Genomic DNA, 12,928 nt, shown 5'->3' on the forward strand with positions numbered 1-12,928 from the left:
CTTGATCAGACGTAGCGCTCGAGGATGCTCGACTCGGCCAGCCGGGAGAGTCCCTCGCGGACGCTCCGGGCGCGCAGCTCGCCGACCCCTTCGACGATCTGCAGCTCCTCGACGCCGGCCGACAGCAGCTTCTGCAGGGTGTCGAACTGCTCGATGAGGCCGTCGACAACCGTGCTGGGCAACCGCGGGACCTTGGCCAGCAGCCGGTAGCCGCGCGGCGTCACGGCGCCGTCGAGGTGCTCGGCCTGACCGAGGCCGAGGGCCTTGGCAACCATCGAGATGTCGACGAGGTCGGTGGAGGAGAGCGCCTCGAGGTCGTTGAGAACCGTCTCCGGGGTGCGCTTCCGGCGACCGGTCGGGAGGTAGTCGCGGACGACGAGCTCGCGCTCCGCGTCGACGCCGGTGACGAGCTCCTCGAGCTGCAGCGAGAGCAGCCGGCCGTCGGAGCCGAGCTCCAGCACGTAGTCCTCGATCTCGCGGGCGATCCGGGTGACCATCTCCAGCCGCTGCGCCACGACGGCGACGTCGCGCACCGTCACCAGGTCCTCGATCTCCAGGGCGGAGAGGGTGCTGGAGACCTCGTCGAGGCGGAGCTTGTACCGCTCCAGGGTGGCCAGCGCCTGGTTGGCGCGGGACAGGATCGAGCCGGTGTCCTCGAGCACGTAGCGGGTCTCGCCGACGTACGCGGCGATGATCTGCATCGACTGGGAGACCGAGATGACGGGGAAGCCGGTCTGCTTCGCTACCCGGTCCGCGGTGCGGTGCCGGGTGCCGGTCTCGTCGCTGGGGATGGTGTGGTCGGGCATCAGGTGCACGTTTGCCCGGACGATCCGGGTCACGTCGGCGTCGACGATGATGCCGCCGTCCATCTTCGCGAGCTCGCGCAGGCCGGTCGCGGTGAACGGGACGTCGAGGGTGAACCCGCCGGTGGCGATGGTCTCCATGGTCTTGTCGTGGCCGAGCACGATCAGCGCGCCGGTACGGCCGCGCAGGATGCGCTCGAGACCATCGCGCAGGGACGTGCCCGGCGCGATGCTGGCAAGAGTGGCGCGCAGGCGTTCGGCCTCGCGCGCGTCGTCGGCGGCTACCACGGGCCTGAGTCTAGGGTCTCGGCCCGCCAGGACCGACCGACTTTGGTATCGACTGGAGGTGACCTGGGTCGCGAACCCGGGCTCAGCCCTGCGCGGCCGCCTCGTCGGCGGACATCCCCAGGATGTCCAGCGCACGCCGGATGTTGTCGATGTCCACCACCCGCATCCCGTCCATCACCCGGCTGCGGCCGATGTGCTCAGGAGCCTCGGCCGGCACCGCCGCAGAGCGGAAACCCATCCGTCCCGCCTCGGAGAGCCGGATGTCCAGGTCGCGGACCCGGCGCAGCTCGCCGGAGAGCCCGAGCTCGCCGACCGCGACGACCTGGCGCCCGAGCGGTCGCCCGTGGAACGCCGAGGCGATCGCCAGCGCGATCGCCAGGTCGTTGCTCGGCTCGTTGAGCCGGGCGCCGCCGACGCTGGAGACGAAGACGTCGAAGGAGTGCAGGCGGATCCCGGCGTGCTGCTGCAGGATCGCCAGGATCATCGCGACCCGCGACGAGTCGACGCCCGAGGTCGTCCGGCGCGGACGCTCCGAGGCCGAGTGGGTGACCAGGGCCTGCACCTCGCTGAGCAGCGGCCGGCGCCCCTCCATCGCGACGGCGACGCAGGTGCCGGGGACGTTGCCGTGCCGGACGTCCAGGAAGAGCCCGGTGGGGTCGGTGATCGCGACGATGCCCTCCGAGGACAGGTCGAAGCAGCCGACTTCGTCGATCGGTCCGAAGCGGTTCTTCATCGCGCGCACCATCCGCAGCCGCGAGGACCGCTCGCCCTCGAAGTGCAGCACCACGTCGACCAGGTGCTCGAGCACCCGCGGGCCGGCGATCGACCCGTCCTTGGTGACGTGGCCGACGAGCACCAGGGTGATGTTGCGCAGCTTGGCCATCCGGATCAGCGCGGCGGCCACCTCCTTGACCTGGGTGACACCGCCCGGGACGCCGTCGAGGTCCGCGGCGCTGATCGTCTGGATCGAGTCGATCACCAGCAGGGTCGGCTTGACCTCCTCGACGTGGCCGAGCACGGCACCGAGGTCGGTCTCGGCGGCGAGGTACAGCTCGTCCTGGATGCCGCCGGTGCGGTCGGCGCGGAGCCGGACCTGGGCGGCCGACTCCTCGCCGGTCAGGTAGAGGGTGCGGTGGCCGTAGCGCGCGGTCTGCGCGGCGACCTCCAGCAGCAATGTCGACTTACCGACCCCGGGCTCGCCGGCGAGCAGGATCGCGGCGCCGGGGACGAGGCCGCCGCCGAGCACCCGGTCGAGCTCGGGAACGCCGCTGCTGCGAGCCTGCGAGTCCTCGACCGGGATCTCGCCGATCGGCAGCGCGGGCAGGGTGACCGGACCGGCCTGCACCCGGCTCTTCGGGGCCGATCGCTCCACCACGGTGCCCCAGGCCTGGCACTCGCCGCACCGGCCGACCCACTTCGCCGTCTCCCAGCCGCACTCACCGCACAGGTACGGCACGCTCGCCGTCTTCGCCTTCGCCATGGGATCGAACATACGTGCGACTGCCGACAGATGCCACCAGGCTCGCGGAGCGACCCAGGAGCGACCCAGGAGCGCGCAGGCCAGGCGGCCTACTATTGGATCGATCCAGTCCGTACCGACCAGCCAGGAGGTGACGATGAGCCCGATCAGACGGCTCACCGACGCGCAGCCGACCCTGGCGACGGTCGCGGAGCGGGCCGGCGTCTCGCGGCAGACGGTCTCGAACGCGCTGAACAACCCGGAGCTCCTCCGCGAGGACACCCTGGCCCGGGTGCAGGAGGTCATCGCCGAGCTCGGCTACACCCCGAACCGGGCGGCGCGCCAGCTGCGGACCCGCTCGTCGCACATGATCGGGCTGCGCTTCGAGCCCGCGCCGGAGGGCACCAGCAACGCGCTGATGGACCGGTTCGTGCACACGCTGGTCGAGGCGACCGCCAAGACCGGTCACCACATCGTGCTGTTCTCCGGCGACCCTGACGACCCGCTGGACGGGTACGACGAGCTCCTCCGCGCCACCGCGGTCGACGCCTTCGTCATCACCGACACCTACGCCGGCACCCCGCAGGCCGACCTGCTGCACGGCGTCGGCGCCCCGTTCGTGACCTTCGGCCGCCCCTGGGAGGACCCGTCCGCGCGGCACCCGTGGGTGGACGTCGACGGTGCCCGCGGCGGCGAGCTGGCGACCGAGCACCTGATCGAGGTCGGCCACACCCGGGTGGCGTGGCTCGGCTGGGAGCGCGAGTCCCGGATCGGTGAGGACCGTCGTACCGGGTGGCGCCGGGCGCTGGACGCCGCCGGCCTGGACGCGACCGGCCTCGGCGTCCGGACGACCGACAACGTCGACGCCGCCCGGATGGCCGCGCACGAGCTGCTCGAGGACGGCCGGACCACCGGGTTCGCGTGCGTCAGCGACACCATCGCACTGGGCGTCCTGCACGCCCTGGCCGAGCGCGGTCTGCGTCCCGGCGCCGACATCGGCGTGGTCGGCTTCGACGACTCCCTCGGCGCCCAGGTGACCTGGCCGGGACTCACCTCGGTCCGGCAACCGCTGGAGCAGGTGGCGATCGAGATCGTGGACCTGGTCAACACGGTGCTCTCGCTCAAGGCGGTCGCGAACCCGGCCCGGATGCTGGAGCCGACCCTCGTCGTACGGCGCTCGACGCTGCGGGACGGATAGTCCGGACCGCTCGAGGGCAACTAGGGCCCGCTCGACGGGCAACTAGGGCCTCCTCAACGGCGCTTCCACCAGAGGTTGACGGCGTAGTCGACGCCGGTGGTGCCGGGGTGCTCGGTGAGTACCTCCTCGGCGACCAGCGTCGGCAGCTCGATCCGTACGACGGCCTCGAAGTCAGCGCGGGAGTCGAACTCCCAGGCGATCGCGAGCCGTTCCCGGGACCAGCCCTGCGCGGCCCAGAACGCCTCGACCGCCGCCGGGTCGACCTCCGGGAAGCCGCGGCGGAACCAGCCGCCGAAGGTGGACGCGGTCGGGTCGTTGTCGATCACGAACGCGGTACCGCCGGGACGGAGCACCCGTTCCAGCTCGGCCAGCCCGGGCTCGCTGCCGGGGCCGAAGAAGTAGGCCCAGCGGGCGTGCGCGACGTCGATGCTCGCGTCCTCGAGCGGGACCGCCGAGGCGGATCCTTCGAGCACGCGGACGTTCGCGTGCCGCCGGGTGCGCCGCCGTGCGATCGCCGCCAGCGGCGGGTGCGGCTCGACGCCGACGACGCTCCGCGCGGTGGCCGCGAACCGGGGCAGGTGGAAGCCGGTGCCGCAGCCGAGGTCGAGCAGGTCGCGGCCGGCCCAGTCGGCGATCGACTGCATGGCCGACTCGATCACCCCGGCGCGATCGACGCCGAGGTTCTCGATCTCGTAGACCGCCGGGTTGTCCCAGATGTTGGGGGACCGGCGTACGGAGTGCCCGGGGGAGGCCGGCATCCTCAGATGCGGACGAGGCCGTTCGGGGTCTGGAAGGCGACGGCGACGATGCCCGGCGTCCCGTTCGGGGCGACCCAGTCGACCTTGACGTCCTCGAGCGGCTGCTCGACCGGAGCGCCGAGCCACTCGGTGACCCGGGCCGGGTCGCCGGCGATCTCCAGGGACTCCAGCGAGATGTTCCCGGTCGAGCCCGTCGACGGGTGCTCGGCCGAGGCGGTGTCCCACTGGATGAAGTAGGGGAGCTGCGGGTCGGACTGGAGGCCCTTGACGCCCAGCTGCTTCCAGAGAAGCTCGGTGCCGTCCGGGCGGTGCCGGTTGCCCTTCACCGACTCGCGGCCGAGGCGCTCCTCGAGCGGGGCGAGGTCCTCGACCGAGACGACCCAGCCCATCCAGCCGCCGCCGAGCTCGGAGCGGGCGCGGACGGCCTGGCCGAACGGGGCCTTGTCCGAGGCCGGGTGGTCCAGCACCTCGACGAGCTCGAGGTAGGTCCCGTCGGTCAGCGGCAGGATCCGGTTGCGGGTGCCGAACCGCGGGTGCACACCGCCGTCCTGGAACTCCTCGCCCAGCAGGGCGGAGAGGCGTGCGGCGGTACCGGCGAGACCGTCGGGGCCGGCTGCGAAGACGATGTGGTCGAGGCGCATGGATCGATTCTCACCCCGGCGGGATCTGGGTCACACACCGGGGTCACCCCCAGGGTCGCTCCAGGGTCGCTCCACGCTCAGGGCTGAGGCGAAGCCGGGTGCAGCGCCAGCAACGAGCGCGAGCGCAGGTGCCGTTCGCAGGCCGCGGCCAGGACGTCGTACGCCGGCTGCCCCATCAGGGCGATCAGCTCGGTGGCGTTGGAGAGGTAGACCGGCTCGGCACCGACGTGGGCCTCGGTGTTGCCCGAGCAGTACCAGTCCAGGTCGTGGCCGCCGGGACCCCAGCCGCGCCGGTCGTACTCGCCGATGCTGATCTCGGAGTACGACGTCCCGTCCTGGCGCTCGACGTCGCGGAAGGTGCGCCGGATCGGCAGCTGCCAGCAGACGTCGGGCTTGGTCTCCACGAAGTGCACCTCCTCGCGCAGCGCGAGGGCGTGCAGGGCGCAGCCGTAGCCGCCGGCGAACTCGCGGGAGTTGTGGAAGATGCAGGCCGATCCGGTGCTGCCCTCGACGGCCTTGGTCTTGCGCTCGCCGTCCTCGACCTCGGTCCACTTCTTCCGGGCGACCTCGCCCTTCTTGTTCAGCGCCTCGTGGCGGCGCTCCCAGAGCGAGTCGTCGAGCTTGTCGACCCAGACCGCCACCCGCTCCTCGTCCTCGGCGTCGGAGAAGTGCGCCCCCAGGGTGCAGCAGCCCGAGTCCGGCGAGGTCTCGTAGATGCCCTGGCAGCCGTTGCCGAAGATGCAGGTCCAGTTCGAGGTCAGCCAGGTCAGGTCGCAGCGGTAGACCTGGTCGCCGTCCGCGGGGTCGGCGAATTCCAGCCAGGCACGCGGAAAGACGAGGTCGACTTCAGGCACGAGCGAACCCTACGCTGCCCGTCGCGGCCCGGCAGGCATGATGGATCGCATGGAGGACGGGGACGGCTTCGCGGTGGCGACGGTCAACCCGCGCGTCCCGATCCTGGCCGGCGGGCTGATCCTGCTGGCGGTGCTCGCGACCTGGCTCTTCGGCCACCTGCCGTGGGTGCTGGACGGGTTCCGGGTCCACGACGACGCCCGCGGATCGGCGACCGGCCTGGCCTCGGTCCGGCTCTCCATCCCGTTGATCGCCGGGCAGCTGACGTCGCTGGTCGCGTTCACCGCGATCGGGTCGATTGGGGCGACGCTGCTGCCGCTGGCGTTCCCGGACCTGCCCCGCGCCCTCGCCGTGGTCCTCTCCGGGCTCACCCTGGCCGTCACCACGCTGATCCTCACCCTGACCGCCCGGTCGTCGATCTCGACTCACGCGGCGGATGCCTTCGCCGGCGACGAGCGCGTCCTCGACGGACTCGTGGCCGGGGTCCTGCTGGTGACCGCCGCGGCCGGGTTCCTCGGCTGCCTGGCGTCGTTCCAGATCGGGCTACTGCCGCTCGCCACCGCTGTCGTGGTCGGCCAGCTGCCGGTGTGGTTCGGGGCGCTCGGTGCGGACGCCGACCTGACCAGGCTGCTGTCCCGGCTGGGCGCGCTGGTCCTGCTCGCCGCCGCCTTCGTGATCTCGGTACGACGCTCGGCCGGCTGGATCGTGCTGTGGCCGGTCGCGCTGGCGATCGTCTGGATCGCGACGCCGCTGCGGATCGCGACCAGCGGGATGCAGGACCGGTTGCGCCCGGGGGCGGGGCTGAACGAGGACAACCTCTCCGACGTCTTCGCGCACGGACGCGAGCTCTTCCGGGTGTCGTTCTGGGAGGCGCCCCAAGCCTGGTGGCCGGGGGTGGTGGCGGCCGGGATCGCCGTGGTCTGGCTGCTGGTGGTGCGCCGCCGCACCCTGCCCCACCGGTAACCTCGACGTATGCGGCTAGGCGTGCTCGACATCGGTTCCAACACGGGACACCTCCTCGTCGTGGACGCGCACGCCGGCGCCGCGCCGATGCCGGCGTCCTCGTACAAGGAGCCGCTGCGCCTGGCCGAGCACCTCGACGAGGACGGCGCGGTCACCCGGCGCGGAATCGATGCGCTGACCGAGTTCGTCGGCAACGCGCTGGACCTGGCCGAGGACAAGGGCTGCGAGGAGATCTACGCCTTCGCCACCTCTGCGGTTCGCGACTCGGTCAACGCCGACGCCGTGCTGGAGCACGTCCGCGAGCACACCGGCGCGGTGATCCGGGTGCTCGCCGGCGAGGACGAGGCCCGGCTGACCTTCCTCGCCGTACGACGCTGGTTCGGGTGGTCCTCGGGCCGCCTGGGCGTCTTCGACATCGGCGGCGGGTCCCTGGAGATCGCCGCCGGATCGGCCGAGGCGCCCGACGCGGCCTGGTCGTTGCCGCTCGGAGCCGGCCGGCTCACGCGCACCTGGTTCCGGGACGGCAGTCCGGGCGAGGACTCGTTGCGGGAGCTGCGCCGTACGATCCGCGCCGACATCGCCCGCGACGCCGGCACCCTGATCCGCGGCGGCGCGCTCGACCACGCGGTCGCCACCTCGAAGACGTTCCGGTCGCTCTCCCGGATCTGCGGTGCCGCGCCGTCCAGCGAGGGCCTCTTCGTCCGGCGGATGCTGCCGGCCGACGTCCTGGAGAGCTGGCTGCCGAAGCTGGTCGAGATGAGCACCGAGGAGATCGCCGAGCTGCCGGGGGTCTCGCCGGACCGCGCGCACCAGGTGGTGGCCGGTGCCTTCGTGGCCTCCGCGGTCCTCGACATCTTCGACCTCCCCGAGCTGGAGATCTGCCCCTGGGCGCTGCGCGAGGGGATCATCCTGGATCGTCTCGACAAGCTCAGCGTCCTGGGTGACGCGTGAGCTCTCCGCTCTTCGCCCTGTCGACGGCCTCGGTCTACCCCGAGTCGGTGGCGGACGGGTTCGCCTACGCGTCCTCGCTCGGCTACGACGCGGTCGAGGTGATGGTGAGCATCGACGCGATCAGCCAGGACGCCGGCAAGGTCCGGAAGCTGCGCGACTACTACGAGGTCCCGGTCTGCGCGGTGCACGCGCCGTGCCTGCTGATCACCCAGCGGGTCTGGGGGACCGACCCGTGGGCCAAGCTGGAGCGCAGTGCCGAGATGGCGCACGAGCTCGACGCCGACGTGGTCGTCGTGCACCCGCCGTTCCGGTGGCAGAAGGAGTACGCCGCCGGGTTCGTCGAGGGCATCGCCGACCTGGAGGAGCGCACCGGGATCGCGTTCGCGGTCGAGAACATGTACCCGTGGCGGGCGACCTCGCGCCGCGAGATGGACGTCTACCAACCGCACTGGGACCCCAGTCGCGAGGACTACGCCAACACCACCATCGACCTCTCGCACGCCGCCACCGCGCACTCGGACCCGCTGGAGATGGCGAAGCGCCTGGGGGGCCGGCTCCGGCACATCCACATGACCGACGGCAGCGGGTCGGCGAAGGACGAGCACCTGGTGCCCGGTCGCGGCACCCAGCCGTGCGGCGAGCTGCTGGAGTACCTCGCCGAGCAGGACTTCACCGGGCACATCGTGATGGAGATCAACACCCGCCGGGCCGGCACCAAGGAGGCCCGCGAGGCCGACCTGCTGGCGTCGCTCGCGTTCGGGCGGTTGCACTACGCGACGGAGTCGCGAGCATGAGGCTCCGCGCGACGGAGTCGCGAGCATGAGGCCCAGCGCGACGGAGTCGCGAGCATGAGACCCAGCGCGACGGAGTCGCGAGCGTGACGACCTCCCGTGGACGACGTCCGGGATCGCCGGACACCCGGGCCGCGATCCTGGAGTCGGCCAGGACGCTCTTCGCCGCCCGGGGATTCGCGGCCACGTCGCTGCGCTCGATCGCGTCGGCGGCCGGCGTCGACCCGGCCCTGGTGCACCACTACTTCGGCGGCAAGGACGATCTCTTCGTCGCTGCCCTGTCGCTGCCGATCGATCCGCGTGCGGTGTTCGCGCAGTTCGCCGCGGGCGAGGTCGAGGACGCCGGGGAGCGGCTGGTGCGCGGGTTCCTCTCGGTCTGGGACGACCCGGAGCTGCAGCCCTCGATGGTGGGGTTCGCTCGCGGCCTGATCGAGCCGTCCGCCACCGAGATGATCCGCCACGGCTTCCTCCGGGTGGTGATCTGGCCGCTGGGCGACGCGCTCGGGATCGACGAGCCCGGGCGCCGGATGCCCCTGGTCGCCAGCCAGATGATCGGGCTGGTGATGCTGCGCTACCTGATCGCGGTGGAGCCGCTGGCCTCGATGCCGCCCGACGACGTGGTCGCGATCTACGCCCCGACGATCCAGCGCTACCTGACCGGGGACCTGCCGCCCTTGCCCTGACCCGCCGGCGGTGGCATATTCATCACATGATGAATAAAGGTGTCGACGTCACCTCCCTCCGGGTCGTCCGCGGCGGTCGCCTGGTGCTGGACGACCTGACCTTCGAGGTCGCCGCCGGCCAGGTGACCGGGCTGCTCGGACCGTCGGGGTGCGGCAAGTCCACGCTGATGCGGGCGATCGTCGGCGTGCAGCGGATCACGGCGGGCACGGTCAGGGTCTTCGGCGAGCCGGCCGGGAGCGCGTCGCTGCGCCGCCGGATCGGCTACGTCACCCAGGCGCCGAGCGTGTACGACGACCTGACCGTCGCCGAGAACCTCGCCTTCTTCGCCCGGGTGCTCGGGGTCGGCGCCGACCGGGTCGAGGAGTGCGTGCGGCTGGTCGACCTGGTGGAGCAGCGCTCGCAGGTGGTCGGCCGGCTCTCCGGTGGTCAGCGCTCCCGGGTCTCGCTCGCGGTCGCGATGCTCGGCGACCCGGCGCTGATCGTGCTGGACGAGCCGACCGTCGGGCTGGACCCGGTGCTGCGCAAGGACCTCTGGGAGACCTTCCACCGGCTGGCTGCGGAGGGCGCGGCCGTCTTCGTCTCCAGCCACGTGATGGACGAGGCGAACCGCTGCGACCGGCTGCTGCTGATGCGGGACGGCCGGGTGATCGCCGACGACAGTCCGGCCGCGCTGCTCGAACGCACCGGGGCCGCGGACATCGAGACCGCCTTCCTCGACATCGTGGCCGCGGCCGAGGTGGACCGGTGAACGCCCGGACGACGCTGGCCGTCGCCGGCCGGGTGCTGATCCAGCTGCGCCGGGACCGCCGTACGTCGGCGATGCTGCTGGTGCTGCCGTGCGCGGTGATGACCCTGCTGTGGTGGATGTTCGAGGACCTGCCCGGTGCCGGGTTCTCGGCGCTCGCGCCGGCGCTGCTGGCGCTGATCCCGTTCATCGTGATGTTCCTGGTGACGTCGGTGACGACGCTGCGGGAGCGCACCTCGGGGACCCTCGAGCGGCTGCTCGCGATGCCGCTGGGCAAGGGCGACTTCCTCGGCGGCTACGCCCTCGCCTTCGGAGCCGTGGCGACGGTCCAGTCCGCGCTCGCGGTCGGCGTCTCGACGCTCTTCCTCGACCTGGACGTGGCCGGCCCGACCTGGCTGCTGCTGGTGGTCGCCGTCCTGGACGCGGTCCTCGGCTCGGCGCTCGGACTGTTCGTCTCGGCGTTCGCGCGCACCGAGTTCCAGGCCGTCCAGTTCATGCCGGCCCTGGTGGTGCCGCAGATCCTGCTCTGCGGCCTGTTCGTCGACCGGTCGGTGCTGCCGGGGTTCCTCGAGGTGATCTCGAACTGCCTGCCGCTCTCCTACGCGGTGGACGCGATGACGAAGGTGTCCGAGGACTCGGATCCGCAGATCCTCGGCGACCTGGGGCTGGTGGGCGGGTTCGCGGTCGCGGCGCTGGTGCTGGGGGCGCTGACCCTGCGGCGGCAGTCCGAGTGACCCGTGATCGTCGCGTGGTCGTCGCTGCGCTCCTCGGCGCTCCTCGCTACGCACACCTACGAGCAAGCTCGAGGTGCGCTCCGCTCGTCGCGTGATCGTCGCTGCGCTCCTCAACGCTCCTCGCTACGCACACTCACGAGCAAGCTCGGAGTGTGCTCCGCTCGTCGCGTGGTCGTCGCTGCGCTCCTCGGCGCTCCTCGCTACGCACACCTACGAGCAAGCTCGAGGTGTGCTCCGCTCGTCGCGTAACGTGGGGTGGGCGGCACAACGAGGTGCTGCGAGAGTCACCCAGGAGAATCCATTGCTACGCCAGGGTTTGTTGCTGCTCGCCAAGAGCCGACAGGTCAAGGAGCTCGTCACCCGGCTGCCGGTGAGCAGCGGGATCGTCTCGCGCTACGTGCCGGGGGAGCGGATCGCCGAGGTCGTCGCCGCTACCCGGACCCTCGCCGAGGACGGCCGGCTGATCACCATCGACTTCCTCGGCGAGGACACCACCGACGAGGACCAGGCCGAGGCGACGGTCACGGCGTACCTCGACCTGCTGGAGGCGCTCTCGGCCGAGGGGCTCTCCCGGAATGCCGAGGTGAGCGTCAAGCTCAGCGCGATCGGGCAGGCGCTGCCCGAGGTCGGCGTGAAGCTCAGCCTGGAGAACGCCCGCCGGATCTGCCGGGCCGCGCGCAACACCGGGACGACGGTCACCCTCGACATGGAGGACCACACCACCACCGACCAGACGCTGGAGACGCTGCGCGAGCTGCGCAAGGACTTTCCGGAGACGGGCGCGGTCGTCCAGGCCTACCTGCGCCGGACCGAGGACGACTGCCGTGCGCTCGCCTTCGAGGGGTCGAGGGTGCGGCTCTGCAAGGGCGCGTACAACGAGCCGGAGACGGTCGCGTTCGTCGACCGCCACGAGGTCGACAAGTCCTACGTGCGCTGCCTCAAGGTGCTGATGGCGGGCCAGGGCTACCCGATGGTCGCCACCCACGATCCGCGGATGATCAAGATCGCCGGCGCGCTGGCGACCCGGTTCGACCGGGCGCCGGGGAGCTACGAGTACCAGATGCTGTTCGGGATCCGCACCGAGGAGCAGAAGCGCCTCGCGGCAGCCGGGGAGCGGATGCGGGTCTACGTGCCGTTCGGGGCCGAGTGGTACGGCTACCTGATGAGAAGGCTCGCCGAGCGCCCCGCGAACCTGACATTCTTCCTGCGTTCGCTGTTGTCCCAGAAGTAGGTCCAGAAGTAACGGAGGAGTCGCGATGTCTGTCGCCATCATCGGTGCCGGCGTGATGGGGGAGACCCTGCTGTCCGGCCTGATCCGCGCGGGTCGCGACGCCGCCGACCTGGTGGTCGGGGAGAAGCGGACGGACCGTGCCGAGGAGCTCCGCGACCGCTACGGGGTGGACGTCGTCTCGAACGTCGAGGCGGCCAAGGCCGAGACCGTCGTGCTGGTCGTCAAGCCCCAGGACATGACCGAGGTGCTGGGCGAGATCGCGCCGCACCTGCGTCCGGGCCAGCTGCTGGTCTCGCTGGCCGCCGGCATCACCACGGCGCTGATCGAGAAGCACATCCCGGACGGCGTCGCCGTGGTCCGGGTGATGCCGAACACCCCGGCGCTGGTCGACGAGGGGATGGCCGCGATCTCGGCCGGATCGCACTGCGACGAGGCGCACCTGGAGATCGCCGAGGGCCTGCTCGCGGCGACCGGACGCGTCGTCCGGGTGCCGGAGAAGCAGCAGGACGCGGTCACCGCGATCTCCGGCTCCGGCCCCGCGTACCTGTTCTTCGTCGTCGAGTCGATGATCGAGGCCGGCGTGCACCTGGGGCTGCCGCGGACCACCGCCACCGAGCTGGTGGTCCAGACCGTCGTCGGCTCGGCGAAGCTGCTCCGCGAGACCGGGACGCACCCGACGGTGCTGCGCGAGCAGGTCACCTCGCCCGGCGGTACCACCGCGGCAGCGATCCGGGAGCTCGAGGACCACAAGGTCCGGGCCGCGTTCATCACCGCGATGGAGGCGGCGCGCGACCGGTCGCGGTCGCTGGCCGAGGGGCTGGACTGACCGC

The 12,928-nt window shown here is 71.7% G+C and carries 14 protein-coding genes; 9 read left to right on the forward strand and 5 right to left on the reverse strand.

Going from position 1 to position 12,928, the window contains the following annotated elements; genetic code table 11:
- Positions 1-5: 5 nt before the first annotated feature.
- Positions 6-1,091: a DNA integrity scanning diadenylate cyclase DisA gene (disA, locus tag EFK50_RS10705; protein WP_123227545.1), complete on the reverse strand. Its 1,086-nt coding sequence runs from the start codon at positions 1,089-1,091 to the stop codon at positions 6-8.
- A gap of 82 nt (positions 1,092-1,173) precedes the next feature.
- Positions 1,174-2,571, reverse strand: coding sequence for a DNA repair protein RadA (gene radA / locus EFK50_RS10710; RefSeq protein WP_123227546.1), 1,398 nt, complete (start codon positions 2,569-2,571; stop codon positions 1,174-1,176).
- A gap of 136 nt (positions 2,572-2,707) precedes the next feature.
- On the opposite strand from radA, the gene EFK50_RS10715 reads away from it, so the two are divergent.
- On the forward strand, positions 2,708-3,748 hold the full coding sequence (locus EFK50_RS10715) for a LacI family DNA-binding transcriptional regulator (RefSeq protein ID WP_123227547.1): 1,041 nt from the start codon (positions 2,708-2,710) through the stop codon (positions 3,746-3,748).
- 53 nt (positions 3,749-3,801) lie between these two features.
- Here EFK50_RS10715 and EFK50_RS10720 read toward each other — a convergent pair whose 3' ends face one another.
- The 3 genes from EFK50_RS10720 to EFK50_RS10730 all read right to left on the reverse strand — a co-directional run bounded on the left by EFK50_RS10720 (position 3,802) and on the right by EFK50_RS10730 (position 6,001).
- On the reverse strand, positions 3,802-4,506 hold the full coding sequence (locus tag EFK50_RS10720) for a class I SAM-dependent methyltransferase (protein WP_123227548.1): 705 nt from the start codon (positions 4,504-4,506) through the stop codon (positions 3,802-3,804).
- Between the two features lie 2 nt (positions 4,507-4,508).
- Positions 4,509-5,147, reverse strand: a complete 639-nt coding sequence (locus tag EFK50_RS10725) for a VOC family protein (RefSeq protein WP_123227549.1) — start codon at positions 5,145-5,147, stop codon at positions 4,509-4,511.
- 77 nt (positions 5,148-5,224) lie between these two features.
- Positions 5,225-6,001, reverse strand: a complete 777-nt coding sequence (locus EFK50_RS10730) for a DUF3109 family protein (protein WP_123227550.1) — start codon at positions 5,999-6,001, stop codon at positions 5,225-5,227.
- Between the two features lie 49 nt (positions 6,002-6,050).
- Here EFK50_RS10730 and EFK50_RS10735 point away from each other — a divergent pair, with 49 nt between their 5' ends.
- The 8 genes from EFK50_RS10735 to proC all read left to right on the forward strand — a co-directional run bounded on the left by EFK50_RS10735 (position 6,051) and on the right by proC (position 12,924).
- On the forward strand, positions 6,051-6,962 hold the full coding sequence (locus EFK50_RS10735; RefSeq protein WP_123227551.1) for a hypothetical protein: 912 nt from the start codon (positions 6,051-6,053) through the stop codon (positions 6,960-6,962).
- A 9-nt stretch (positions 6,963-6,971) separates the two neighbouring features.
- Entirely contained in the window at positions 6,972-7,913 is a 942-nt protein-coding gene (locus EFK50_RS10740; RefSeq protein WP_123227552.1) for a Ppx/GppA family phosphatase, read from the forward strand.
- Positions 7,910-8,707: a sugar phosphate isomerase/epimerase family protein gene (locus EFK50_RS10745; protein ID WP_123227553.1), complete on the forward strand. Its 798-nt coding sequence runs from the start codon at positions 7,910-7,912 to the stop codon at positions 8,705-8,707. The genes EFK50_RS10740 and EFK50_RS10745 overlap by 4 nt, the downstream gene beginning before the upstream one ends.
- Positions 8,708-8,790: 83 nt before the next feature.
- Positions 8,791-9,387, forward strand: coding sequence for a TetR/AcrR family transcriptional regulator (locus EFK50_RS10750; protein ID WP_123227554.1), 597 nt, complete (start codon positions 8,791-8,793; stop codon positions 9,385-9,387).
- 26 nt (positions 9,388-9,413) lie between these two features.
- The gene (locus EFK50_RS10755) at positions 9,414-10,136 is read left to right on the forward strand and encodes an ABC transporter ATP-binding protein (protein ID WP_123227555.1); all 723 of its coding nucleotides are present in this window, start codon (positions 9,414-9,416) and stop codon (positions 10,134-10,136) included.
- Positions 10,133-10,867, forward strand: coding sequence for an ABC transporter permease (locus EFK50_RS10760; protein WP_123227556.1), 735 nt, complete (start codon positions 10,133-10,135; stop codon positions 10,865-10,867). The genes EFK50_RS10755 and EFK50_RS10760 overlap by 4 nt, the downstream gene beginning before the upstream one ends.
- Positions 10,868-11,168: 301 nt before the next feature.
- On the forward strand, positions 11,169-12,098 hold the full coding sequence (locus tag EFK50_RS10765) for a proline dehydrogenase family protein (RefSeq protein ID WP_123227557.1): 930 nt from the start codon (positions 11,169-11,171) through the stop codon (positions 12,096-12,098).
- A 25-nt stretch (positions 12,099-12,123) separates the two neighbouring features.
- Positions 12,124-12,924 (forward strand): pyrroline-5-carboxylate reductase, encoded by an 801-nt coding sequence (gene proC, locus EFK50_RS10770; RefSeq protein ID WP_123227558.1) that lies wholly within the window; start codon positions 12,124-12,126, stop codon positions 12,922-12,924.
- Positions 12,925-12,928 lie beyond the last annotated feature (4 nt).

It is taken from the genome of Nocardioides marmoriginsengisoli (assembly GCF_003725695.1).
In the GTDB taxonomy this organism is placed as follows: Bacteria; Actinomycetota; Actinomycetes; order Propionibacteriales; family Nocardioidaceae; genus Marmoricola; species Marmoricola marmoriginsengisoli.

What these genes read in the sequence shown, in the direction of transcription:
- EFK50_RS10720 (WP_123227548.1), bottom strand. Translation starts at nt 4,506, where the DNA reads ATGCCGGCCTCCCCCGGGCACTCCGTACGCCGGTCCCCCAACATCTGG.
- EFK50_RS10725 (WP_123227549.1), bottom strand. Translation starts at nt 5,147, where the DNA reads ATGCGCCTCGACCACATCGTCTTCGCAGCCGGCCCCGACGGTCTCGCC.
- radA (WP_123227546.1), bottom strand. Translation starts at nt 2,571, where the DNA reads ATGGCGAAGGCGAAGACGGCGAGCGTGCCGTACCTGTGCGGTGAGTGC.
- EFK50_RS10735 (WP_123227551.1), top strand. Translation starts at nt 6,051, where the DNA reads ATGGAGGACGGGGACGGCTTCGCGGTGGCGACGGTCAACCCGCGCGTC.
- EFK50_RS10755 (WP_123227555.1), top strand. Translation starts at nt 9,414, where the DNA reads ATGATGAATAAAGGTGTCGACGTCACCTCCCTCCGGGTCGTCCGCGGC.
- EFK50_RS10715 (WP_123227547.1), top strand. Translation starts at nt 2,708, where the DNA reads ATGAGCCCGATCAGACGGCTCACCGACGCGCAGCCGACCCTGGCGACG.
- EFK50_RS10740 (WP_123227552.1), top strand. Translation starts at nt 6,972, where the DNA reads ATGCGGCTAGGCGTGCTCGACATCGGTTCCAACACGGGACACCTCCTC.
- proC (WP_123227558.1), top strand. Translation starts at nt 12,124, where the DNA reads ATGTCTGTCGCCATCATCGGTGCCGGCGTGATGGGGGAGACCCTGCTG.